Below are 11604 nucleotides of genomic sequence, written 5' to 3'. Positions count from 1 at the left end.
GGGCATGCTGACTCTCGTCATCCCCGTGTATCGCAATGAAACGTCTATCCCGGACCTGCTCGATGCGGTGAGCGGTCTGCACCGCGACCTGCACGGCGAGATGGAAGCGGTCTTCGTGATCGACGGCAGTCCCGACCGGTGCTTCGAGCTGCTGCGCGATGCACTTCCCGCACGCCCGTTTCCGTCCAGGCTCGCGCTCCTGTCGCGCAACTTCGGTTCCTTCTCTGCCATTCGCGCCGGCCTGGAACTGGTCGAAAGCGATCGCTATGCGGTGATGGCGGCCGACCTGCAGGAGCCGCCGGAACTCGTGCTCGAGATGGACAAGGTGCTGCGCGAAGAGCCGGTCGATGTCGTGGTCGGCACGCGTGAGAGCCGCGAGGATCCGCTGATGAGCCGCCTGCCCGCCCAGATGTTCTGGTGGCTTTACAGGAAGTACGTGGTGCCCGAGGTACCGCCCGGCGGCGTCGACGTCTTCGGATGCAACCGGGAGTTCCGCGACAACCTGCTGCGCCTCGACGAACGCCACAGCTCGCTGATCGCCCAGCTTTTCTGGCTCGGCTTCCGTCGCAAGCTGATCCACTATTCGCGCAAGTCCCGGCAGCACGGGAAGTCGGCGTGGACACTTCGCAAGAAGGTCAACTATTTGATGGACAGCGTGTTCTCGTTCACGGACCTGCCGATCCGGTTGCTGGTACGCGGAGGGGGCATCACCGCTGCGCTCGCCGGCCTCCTCGGTGTCATCGTGGCCATCGGCAGGCTGGCCGGACTCATTTCGGTGCCCGGCTACGCGATGACCATTCTCACCATCGTCTTTCTCGGCGCAATGAATCTGTTCGGGTTGGGTGTTGTCGGCTCGTATGCCTGGCGCACCTACGAAAATACGAAAGGCCGGCCGCACACGGTCATGATGCGAATGCACGAATTCAATCAGGCGGAATAAGACCATGGATCACTTCGCGCATCCCAATGCGCTCTGCGAAAGCAGCCAGATCGGTGCCGGCACCCGGGTGTGGGCCTTTGCGCACGTGCTGCCGCAAGCGCGCATCGGCGGCGAATGCAATATCTGCGATCACGTCTTCATCGAGAACGACGTGGTGATCGGCGATCGTGTCACCATCAAATGCGGCGTTCAGGTCTGGGACGGCGTGCGGATCGAGGACGATGTCTTCGTCGGCCCCAACGTCACCTTCACCAACGACCTCTTCCCGCGCAGCAAGCAATACCCCGAGGCCTTCGGCCGCACCACGATCCAATCGGGTGCCTCGCTGGGCGCCAATTCGACGATCCTTCCCGGCATCACGGTCGGCCGCAACGCGATGGTCGGCGCCGGCGCGGTGGTCACGCGATCGGTGCCGCCGAATGCGATCGTGGTCGGCAACCCGGCGCGCATCACGGGCTACGTGGACGCGGCTGCACGCACGGTCGCCGCGAGCGATCCACAACAGGGCATCAGGGCACCCGGCGTAACCTCCACATCGGTCCGGGGCGTCACGCTGCACACGCTGCGCGCGGTGCCCGACATGCGCGGCAGCCTTTCGGTCGGCGAATTCGAACGCGAGATCCCATTCAAGCCCGCGCGCTACTTCATCGTCTACGACGTGCCCACGGCCGAGACGCGCGGAGAGCATGCGCACCACAAATGCCATCAGTTCCTGGTCGCGGTCAAGGGCGAGGTGAGTGTGGTCGCAGACGACGGCCTGAAGCGCGAGGAATTCAAGCTCGACAAGCCCTCCGTCGGCATCTACCTGCCGGCGATGACCTGGGGCATCCAGTACCGGTATTCGGCGGATGCCGTCTTGCTCGTGTTCGCATCCGACTATTACGACGGTGCCGACTACATTCGCGATCACGCGGAGTTCCTGCGCCTCAAGCTCGGCGACGCGAACCGGGCCTGATTGCGCCCATGGTCGCGAGACAGATCACTTCCCCTTTCGTTCGGTTCCTGGTTTCTGGGGGGGTGAACACCTTCGGCACTTACCTGCTGTACCTTGCGTTGCTTCAGGTTCTGCCGTACTGGCAGAGCTACGCGATCGCATTCGTATCGGGCATCGCGCTCGCGTACGTGCTCAACAGGTTCTTCGTCTTCGGCGCGCCGCGCAGCGAGAAGAAGGCGGCGATGCTACCGCTGGTCTATCTTGCGCAATACCTTCTGGGTGCGTTGATCGTCTATCTGTGGGTCGACCTGCTGCATCTGCCGGTGGCGTTGGCACCCGTGGCGAGCATCCTGATCACCATCCCGCTGATTTTTGCGGCAAGCCGATGGCTGTTCCGCTGATACAAGACACATTGCAAATCGTCGCTCGATGAATTTCTTGAGAAGATCCTGGCTCGGCTTTGCCCTGCCGTCCGCCATCCTCGTGCTGCTGCTCTGGCTGCCCTTCGGCTTCAGGCTTCACGGATTGATCGAGGAATGGGGCGTGCTCGGGATCTTCTCGAACATCGGCCCCGTGCTCTTCGTGAAGTCGCACACGGCCCTGGAGGCGCACCGGCTCCGGCCGCTCACGGTGTTCGCCCATGCCATCGGCTTCCTGCTGGATCGCGATTCGTTCGATGGCTGGCATTGGGTGCTGATCGCGACGCTCGTCCTGAAAGGCGCAGCCGCCTCGTACCTCGCCGCTTTCGCCACGCGCTCGCCACGCTGGGGCGTCTTCTTCGGACTGCTCGTGCTCCTGTACCCGGCCGACACGATGCAACTGTCGTTCCGCAGCCAGCATATCAACCTGTCTCTGGCAGCGCTGATGCTGGGCGCTGCGCTGTTGGTTCGCGCGCAGGGTCAACGCACGGGATGGGTTCGATGGATCAGCGTACTGGTGGGCGCCTCGTGCATCCTGGCGGCGCAGATGATGTACGAAGTCGCGCTGATGATGGTGGTACTGCCGCTCTTCGTTCTCTGGTGTCGCATTGGAACCCGGCCGACCTGGCTCGAGGTGCGGAAGAATCCCGCGCCGACCCTGGCGTGGATCGCCGCAGCGCTCGCGTACGTGCTCTTCGTTCTCTACGCTTCCGCGTCGGGCGGAGCCGCCTATCAGGAGACCATCACCGACCGCCACTCCCCGTTCAAGCTTCTCTTTCACGCGCTTCCGAGGCTCTTCGACGTAGCGCTCGTGCGGGCCCTGGTCGGAGGGTGGTACGACGCCTGGGGCATGGGTGTCAAGGAATTCCATCGCTACGGGTACCTCTTCGCCTTCGGCTTGATCTGTTCGGCCTGCGTTGTCGTTTTTCCCCGCAATGAGCAGACAGCTCCGCCTGCCGACGGCGTCGCGGGAACGTTCAGCGAGCGCTATTTGCGGCTTCGCCTTGTCATCTCCGGCCTGATCCTGCTGATGCTTGGCTATGTGCCGTATCTGTTCTCGGGCTCGCACGTCCTCATCTCCCAGCGCACCTTCCTGTTCGCGACCTTTGGCGCGGCCTTGGTGGTCGTGGCCGTGGTGATGAGCCTGGCGAGAGTGTCGAAGCTGCTGGCCTGTGCCGCCGTGGTGTTCTTCATGACGGCCGGTGCGGCAGCACAGCTGTATCAGTTCCATCACTACGTGAACATTTCGGAGGCGCAACGCAAGGTCTTGCGCGCCATCGTCGAGAACTTCGACGGCGACACGCAAGGCGGCAAGACACTGGTGATCCTTGACCATTCGGACCAGCTGTCCCATACCTGGCTCCTGCGCGACAACCTCGATTCGGCGCTGACCTATCTCTACGCAAGGCCCATTTCCCTGCCCGACATCTGCTTGATGCCCGACGGCGACTGGCAGCGGCTGGATTCCATAGGGCGCTCCGGTCGTTGTATCGAAGACTCGCAGAATTGGACCTTCAAGGCTGCGGGTCCACTACCGAACACGGCCACCCCGCCTGCCGCGGACATCGTGCGGCCCAGGTCGCGTGTGATCCAGATCGTGATCAATGAGGATGGCAGTGTGGTTCCCGACAGGGCGCTGGACGCGTACCGCGAGCAACTCGCATCGGCCGATACGCCCGCAGCGAGGCGCTACCGCAATATCTTGAATCCCGCGTCACAGAGGGTGCATCTCGATCTGTTCAAGGTTGCCACACTCGGCGCGAGCTATCGCTGGGATTTCGGAGATTGGTGGAGCCTCGAGCAACCGTTTCGAGGCAGCGGCTGGCGGGAGGCAGACTGGACCCCTACGGGCTATTTGCACCACGACGCGGCCGCCTGGAAGTCGCAGGAGAAGTCCAGGCTGCTCTTCGACATATCGCCTGTTGGCAAGATGTACCGGCTGACGGGACACTTCGACATGATTCGCAATGCCGCGATCAAGGACAGCATGCGCGTACGCATCAACGACGTTGAGGTGCCGCTGGTCTGGTCGCCGCCTTTCGGATTCAGCGCAGCCGTTCCAAAGGGAACGCTGCACGGCGGCACCAATTCAGTCGAATTCGACTCGGCCATCGACAAGACCTTCTACGGTCTTTCGGCGAGGCTGAGCGACATCGATATCCGGCCCGCAGACTAGGAAGGTCCAGTGATTTTTTCCGCCCCTGGCAAGCCACTCAATTCAGACGGAGCTTTGCAATCGAACCGGCCGGTCGCCTGCCTCACGCAGTTGACTGGATGGCGTTGCAGCAGGCGCCATTGGCGCTAGCGTAAAGCTGCTCTGGGTACACAGCACATCGACCCGGAGTGCGTGGCCCGCTCCAGGAGTTCTGCCGGCAGGTATTCGCAGCGGGCGACGACGCCGGCGCTGCTTTTCTGCGCAAGGAACTCGGGCAGACGACTGCCGATGTCGCCACCAAAGGCATAGCTCGATACGTAGAGCACATTGATGGGCTTTTGCCCATGCTGGAAAGCGAAATAGCCGGAGCCGTCGATCATCAGCCGGTCGTCGCCATCCCGGATGCGGCACTGCGCCGCGAGGCGCTGCATATCCGACCGCCGGGCTTTGCTCAAAAAGACCGGCGTCGACAAAGGCTGCCCCGCGATCACGAAATCGTCGGCGCGCGCAACCTGCACCAGGCGTGGCGTCACCACGCCGAGCAGGAGCGCCAGGCTTGCGACAGCGAGCACCCAGACCCAGCAGGCGACCGCGCGCGCGCCGATGCGCATCCAGCGCATGTTGCCGACAGGGCGATGCAGCACGAGCATCAGCAACAGGATCGCTGCGGGGACGATCAGCCCCGGGGTGTAGAAATGCCAGATGGCAGGGCTGTAGACGCTCGCATGAATCATTAGCGACGCGAGCAGCGCCAGCGCCAGCCAGGTCGCTTCGTTGGCGTGGAAGTGCCGCCACGACGACAAGGCCCGAAAGATCACGCCGGCGATCAAGAGCAAAAGCCCGCCCCACAGGCTGAACTTGAGCACCTGCCCGAAGACGGTCAGGACGGCTCCCGCCGATGCATTGTCGAGGGTCGGCAACCAGTTTGACTGGAAGCTGATCGTGACTGGCACGCGATCGATGACGAGCCTCGGCGCCGCGATGAGGTTGTGCAGGGCCGCGGCGACGAAGGCCGAGGGGTCACGCCCGATGAGGCTCAGGTCCAGCGTCTGCTGCGTCAGCATCTGCGACACGACCGGAGCGTTGGCGCACACGCCGATCGTCCGAGCGTGCTGAAAGGTCTGCGCGATCATGAAGCCGGTGATGAGCACCATGCCCATGCACAACCAGCGGTCGCGACGAAATACCAGCCAGCTGGACAGCAACATCATTGGCGCAAAGAACAGGGCCTTCGGATGCGCCATGAGAAAGACCGAATGCAGCGCAATGAAGAGCACCGTTTTCGCGGCCTTGCCGGCTGCGCCATCACGCGTGTCCACGGCGGCGTATAGCGGCAGCAGCCCATATGCGGCCAAGGCGATGACCATCAGTTGCTCCGATCGCGCGAGCACCAGGAGGAGCGGCATGACACCGAGCAGATTGAGCGACACCACCAGCGCCTGAAAACCTCGACGCGAAAGAAGCGTTTGGGGATGCCGGCCCGCCCAGATCCACAGCAGCGCCATCCAGACCAGGCACAGCGCGATACCGCGCAGGCGCAGGCCCCATTCGCTCGCGCCGGCATAGAGCAGCGCGTTCAGCACGGCGCCCGGTATCCAGGAGATCGGTACGTCCTGCCACACGTCGCCGCATTGCGGCAACAGACCGAGCAGATGGCCGCCTTCGGCGAAATAGCGCGAGCGGGCCATCTGCATCGCGATCTCGTCCGAATACAGCGGAACAAGAAACCCGACCGCGACAGCCAGCGCCGCCATCACGAGCACGGAGAGCGCGGCCCAGGTGCCGACTCGCGGGTTCATTGCGGATTCACGGTCGCAACGCCAGGCCTGCCCGCCGAATTCACTGCCAACGGCCATCCATCCAGTGCGCCGGCGGCGCCCCGGACGCGGCGCGGTCCCACGCCTGCAGCAGGAAGGACTGGAATTCGTCGCTGCTGGCCACGCTTTCCACGAACCTGGACGACTTCTCGCGAATCTCGGAACCGATGCGCGACCGCCAGGCCTCGTCGGAGGCCAGCCGCAGGGCGATGTCGACATACTCGTCGCGGCTTTGCGCCGTCAGCCCCTCGACCCCGATGTAGTCATAGATCGCCGCGGTCCAGTTGCCGAAGGGAATGCCTGATGGCAGGGTCACCGTCGGGATGCCCAGCATGGCGCCATCGAAGCTCGAAGACATGCCGCAGAGCGGGTACGAATCGATGCAGCAGTCCACCGATTGCAGCAGCAAATGGGCGTCGTCTTTGCCCATGGTCGTCAGAAAGACGACCCGCTCGTAGGCCGGCCCGAGCTTGTGCCTCAGCCGGCTACGCAGGGTCTTCGCAGGCGGGTACTCGCCGCGCAACAGAACCAGGATGGCATCCTGGTCGCGTCGCAGAATCTCCAGGAACATGGCGTCCATGTCGGGGTGGATCTTGGGCGGCGTATTCGCACAGAGATAGATGTGCGCGTCGGGCCGCGCGTTCAGCAGCCGCTTGCGAGTGGCGGCCCGCTCCTCAGGTGCGATCGGCCCCTTCTCCCGGAGCTCGGGCTTTTCGATCCAGTAGGGTGGATGCTCGAAATAGGACACCTTGGTCCGGTAGTAATCGGATGGTTGCGCAGGCTCGGCGGGCTTCCAGGAGATGTAATAGTCCGCATGGGACAACCCGTCGGTCCAGTTGGGTTCGAGCAGGACCATCTGCAGCGGCGCCAGCCGCGCCATCATCGGGTAATACACGGCCGCGATCGAGGGGCCTGACACGATGATGTCGAGTTCCTCGGCAGCGATCGTGCGGATCGCCGCGTCCATGTCGGAATCCGAATACTGGACCGTCTTGCCCGCGCGCTCGATCCAACCCTTGGCGGCCAAAGACTTGCCCGGCTTGCCGGGACGCAGGAAGACCGTCTCGAAGCGCGCGCTGTCCAGGCGCGGCAGGAAGCCGGACATCATCGGCATCGAATCATGGACGATGAAGCCCACCCGCAAACGCCGCTGCGCGCTGCGCGCCCGCGTGGCATCGGCGACATGCGGCGCCACCTGCTTCAGTTGGGGCCAGGTCCTGAAAGCCACTTGTTCGAAGGCGCTGATGGCCCGCCCGTAGGATTCGGGGGCGACCAGGCAAAAGATGTATTGCCAGGGGGTCCAGTTGTTGGTCATGTCTGCGATCGGCCCAGTGAGCTCGACCGCATCGACGGACAGCCGCAGCGCCGCGTCCGTGAAGGCGTCCACCACTTCGCTGGCATCGATCGGGTGGGCTGGAATCATGGGCGGCGTCATCTGGTGCAGGATCCGCAGCGACTGATGTTCCTGGCCCCGCGCCGGGAAATTCGCCTGCAGGGCGTCGAAAACACCCGCGCCGAATTCCGCAGGCAGGTGCAAGTACCCGCAGAAGAACACCAGCACCCGGGAGATCTTGATGGACTGAGGGAACTTTCGCAGGTAGGCGACGAAATCCTCCTGCAGTACCGCGAACTCGGCACCGGCCAGTCTCAATTCGATGTCCTGCAGATTGATCACGAAGTCGACAGGCGCACTCATGCTGGCCCGGTAGAAGTCCAGCATCGATCCCGGCTCGGGCATGTTCGGGGATTTCAGGGCGGCGAGGAAATCTCGATAGCGGTCGTACTCGAAGCGCTTGGCGCAAATCTTCATGTACAGCGACAGCAGTCTTCCTGCGGCCGGGTACGTGACCAACCCCTCTTCGAGCCGGACCAGACATTCATCCAGCTTGGACAAGCAGACATAAGCCAGACTGGAAAGGTGGAAATCCTCTTCGTCCTTGGCAACCCGTTCGGCCAACTTCCGATGGATCGCGTTGGCTTCCTCGATGCGCTCGAGCCTCAGCAAAAGTTCCGAGACCTGCCACAGGGCAAGGCTGTTGTCGGAGTGGTTCCTGATCCTGTCGATCTGAACTTCTGCAAGGCGATCGAACCCGACGGTCAGGCAATGGTCGATCAGAGCCACACTGATTTGCGGATCCGCGAACCGTTCGAAAAGCGCTTTGCAGGCTTCCTCCTCCGACCCGGCGCCGGGCGCTACAACGCGGATGAGGCGCGGCAGCTGGCCGAGCTGAGCGCAGATCAGCGCGTAGTGATCGACCAGTTCGGCGGCCTGGGGGAAGCGCTGAATACCGCTTTCGAACATGTCGGCGGCGCGAGCGAGTTGGCCCAGACGGAACGCAGCGAGCGCGGTATGCACAACGCCCAACGCGCTGTCGGCTGCCCGGCCGGAAAGCTGCCGGTAAATCTGCATGGCTTCATGATTGCGCTCGTGCAGCAACAGCACATCCGCCAATTGCCAAAGCAGGACGGAGTCAGCTCCACGCTCTAGCAAGCCTTCGATTTGCTGTTCGGCGAGGTCAGGGATGCCCTGCCGCAGGCAATAGGCGATGAGGCTGCATTGGACGTGGTAGTCACCAAAACGCTCGAAAAGCTCCAGGCACACGCGCCGTTCGTCGTCCTTCTCGACAGCCTCGCGCTTGATTACCCGGGCAATGTGCCCCCCCTCGGAACAGATTCGCACATAGTTGTCGAACAACGCTGGCACACCCGGAAACTTGGCAAGACCCGTCTCCAGCGTCTCGAGCGCTTTCGCCGGCCGGTTCAGCCGCAGTTCGGAAAGACCGGCATAGAGGAAATCCTCTGGGGTGATTCGCCGGCGGGCGGCCAATGCGCGACGGATCGATGCGGCCTTTTGCGCATCGCCGTCGGCCAACGCAGCATCCGCTTGCGCCCAACGCTCCGTCGGACTCGTCGATCGCCGGAACCACGGACGCAACCAGGACTTGATTTTGGGATGGATCATGTTTCGATGCGGGGGAAGCAAGACAGTGCAACAGACCCGGGCGGTTGCGAACACCGCTCGCGCAAGCCCTGCAGCAAGCGCAAATTTGGAGACTGTGGGCGCCTCAATATTTCTTCCACACGACGCGATTCACATAGTCGACATAGCTGTGAATGATCCGCAGCACCTTCTCCGACACGTTAGGCATGCTGTAGTCGGCCACCAGACGCAAGCTGCGCTGCTCCCCACGCGACTGCGAGGCGAGAATCGCAAGACCCTGTCGCACGCGCTCGGGCTCGAGCCCGACCATCATCACGGCCGCCTCCTCCATGCCTTCGGGCCGCTCATGGGCCTCGCGCAGGTTGAGCGCCGGGAAGTTGAGGATCGACGATTCCTCGTTGATGGTGCCGCTGTCCGACAACACGGCCCGTGCCGACTTCTGCAGCTTCACGTAGTCGTGAAAGCCCAGCGGCTTCAGCAACCGCACCCGGGGATGGAATGCGACCGCCATCGCGTCCACGCGCTTCTGCGTGCGCGGGTGCGTCGAGACGATGACGGGCAGGCCATAGTCTTCTGCGACGGCGTTGAGGGTGGCGACCAACTTCCCGAAGGAGCGGTCGGATTCAATGTTCTCTTCGCGATGCGCGCTGACCACGAAGTACTGGTCCGTCGTCAGCGACAGGCGCTGCAGGACATCGGATGCATCGATCTGCGGCAGATAGTGGTGCAACACCTCGTACATGGGGCTGCCGGTCTTGATGATCTGGTCCGGCGGCAGGCCCTCGCGCAGCAGATAGTCGCGCGCGATGGTGCTGTAGGTCAGGTTGATGTCCGAGGTGTGGTCGACGATCCGGCGGTTGATCTCCTCGGGCACGCGCAGGTCAAAGCAGCGGTTGCCGGCCTCCATGTGGAAGATAGGGATCTTGCGCCGCTTCGCGGGAATGACAGACAGGCAGCTGTTGGTGTCGCCCAGCACCAACACGGCCTCGGGCTGTTCCCGCGCCAGCACGCGGTCGACCTCGATGATGAGGTTGCCGATGGTGTGCGCCGCGCCCGTGCTGTTGGCCGCGCTGTTCAGGAAATGATCGGGCTTGCGGATCTTCAGATCGTCAAAGAAGACCTGATTCAGCTCATAGTCGTAGTTCTGGCCCGTGTGCACCAGCACGTGCTCGCAATGCGCATCGAGCGCCGCGAACACGCGCGACAGGCGGATGATTTCGGGCCGGGTGCCGACCACGGACATGACTTTGAGTTTCTTCATGGGATTCACACCGGGCAGGCGAAAGTGTCGGGCCGTTCGCGGTCGAAGAGCTCGTTGGCCCAGAGCATGACGACCATCTCGTCGTCACCGATGTTGGTGATGTCGTGGGTCCAGCCCGGTACGGTCTCGACGATCTCGGCCTTGTCGCCGCTCGTGACCAGTTCGTAGGTCTCTTGCGTCTGGATCTGGCGGAACTTGAATCGCGCCCGGCCCTTGATGACCAGGAACTTCTCGGTCTTGCTGTGGTGGTAGTGACCGCCGCGCGTGATCCCCGGATGGGCCGTGAAGTAGGAGAACTGGCCGCTGTCAGGGGTTCGCAGCATTTCGACGAAGACACCCCGCGGATCTCCATGACTGGGCACAGCGTACTTGAACTCTTCCACGGGCAGCGCGCTGACATAGGTGCTGTAGAGAGCTCGCACCAGGCCACTGCCGACGCGCTCCGTGACCAGTGTTTCCCTGCTTTTCCTGAATCGCTGGATCAGATCGGCGATCTCGCCCACGGTGGTCGTGTACTGCGGGGCTACCGTCGAGAACCCTTCGGCATCCACCGCGGCATCGGCGCCATCGAGCAGTTGGATAAAGCGCGCCACCAGGTCGTCGATGTACACCAGCGTGAGGGGCGCTGCAGGATCGCGCACCGTGATGGGCAAGCCGCGCGCGACGTTGTGGCAAAAAGTGGCGACGGCCGAGTTGTAGTTGGGGCGACACCACTTGCCGAACACGTTGGGCAGTCGAAAGACGTGCGCCTTGAATCCGTGGCTCGCGGCGGCCGCGATGACCGCTTGCTCGGCGCCCAGCTTGCTCTGGCCATAGGGATTGTCCTGCGCGGCCTGGATCGAAGAGGTTAACGCCACCGACACCTTCTTGCCGCCGGCGTCGATCTGGCGGCAGATCGCATCGCACAGCGCCTCGGTCAGGCCGCGGTTGCCGATGGCAAATTCCTTGGGATCCTGGGGCCGATTCACCCCAGCCAGATGGAAGACAAAGTCCACGCCCTGCAGCATCGCAGGCAACTCGGCCACATCGTTGTCGGCCTCGAAGGACACGAACTCCACGTCCTGGCGCTCCGCCAGGGCCTGGCGCAGGTTCTTTCCAATGAAGCCGTCGGCCCCCGTGACCAGTACCCTCACTGCC

Annotated in this window: 8 protein-coding genes; 4 read left to right on the top strand and 4 right to left on the bottom strand. The window is 63.1% G+C overall.

Features of this window, described 5'->3' with window-relative positions; all coding sequences use genetic code 11:
* The first annotated feature begins 4 nt into the window (after positions 1-4).
* The 4 genes from WDLP6_RS03500 to WDLP6_RS03485 are packed head-to-tail and all read left to right on the top strand — an operon-like array spanning position 5 to position 4469.
* Positions 5-940 (top strand): glycosyltransferase family 2 protein, encoded by a 936-nt coding sequence (locus WDLP6_RS03500; RefSeq protein ID WP_162591227.1) that lies wholly within the window; start codon positions 5-7, stop codon positions 938-940.
* Between the two features lie 4 nt (positions 941-944).
* Positions 945-1895, top strand: a complete 951-nt coding sequence (locus WDLP6_RS03495) for a WxcM-like domain-containing protein (protein ID WP_162591226.1) — start codon at positions 945-947, stop codon at positions 1893-1895.
* Positions 1896-1903: 8 nt separating this feature from the next.
* Positions 1904-2275 carry a GtrA family protein gene (locus WDLP6_RS03490; protein WP_162591225.1) on the top strand — a complete coding sequence of 124 codons (372 nt, stop codon included), beginning with the start codon at positions 1904-1906 and terminating at the stop codon, positions 2273-2275.
* 28 nt (positions 2276-2303) lie between these two features.
* The gene (locus WDLP6_RS03485; protein WP_162591224.1) at positions 2304-4469 is read left to right on the top strand and encodes a hypothetical protein; all 2166 of its coding nucleotides are present in this window, start codon (positions 2304-2306) and stop codon (positions 4467-4469) included.
* A 125-nt stretch (positions 4470-4594) separates the two neighbouring features.
* On the opposite strand, the gene WDLP6_RS03480 is transcribed toward WDLP6_RS03485, so the two are convergent.
* The 4 genes from WDLP6_RS03480 to wbjC all read right to left on the bottom strand — a co-directional run bounded on the left by WDLP6_RS03480 (position 4595) and on the right by wbjC (position 11600).
* The gene (locus WDLP6_RS03480; protein ID WP_162591223.1) at positions 4595-6247 is read right to left on the bottom strand and encodes a hypothetical protein; all 1653 of its coding nucleotides are present in this window, start codon (positions 6245-6247) and stop codon (positions 4595-4597) included.
* Positions 6248-6287: 40 nt separating this feature from the next.
* Positions 6288-9227 carry a tetratricopeptide repeat protein gene (locus WDLP6_RS03475; protein WP_162591222.1) on the bottom strand — a complete coding sequence of 980 codons (2940 nt, stop codon included), beginning with the start codon at positions 9225-9227 and terminating at the stop codon, positions 6288-6290.
* A 103-nt stretch (positions 9228-9330) separates the two neighbouring features.
* Positions 9331-10467, bottom strand: coding sequence for a non-hydrolyzing UDP-N-acetylglucosamine 2-epimerase (gene wecB, locus WDLP6_RS03470; RefSeq protein ID WP_162591221.1), 1137 nt, complete (start codon positions 10465-10467; stop codon positions 9331-9333).
* A gap of 5 nt (positions 10468-10472) precedes the next feature.
* On the bottom strand, positions 10473-11600 hold the full coding sequence (gene wbjC / locus WDLP6_RS03465) for a UDP-2-acetamido-2,6-beta-L-arabino-hexul-4-ose reductase (RefSeq protein ID WP_162591220.1): 1128 nt from the start codon (positions 11598-11600) through the stop codon (positions 10473-10475).
* Positions 11601-11604: the final 4 nt, after the last annotated feature.

This window comes from Variovorax sp. PBL-E5 (genome assembly GCF_901827185.1).
GTDB lineage: Bacteria > Pseudomonadota > Gammaproteobacteria > Burkholderiales > Burkholderiaceae_C > Variovorax.
Note: the sequence above shows the minus strand (reverse complement) of the source record. Positions and strands in the feature narration are given on the sequence as shown.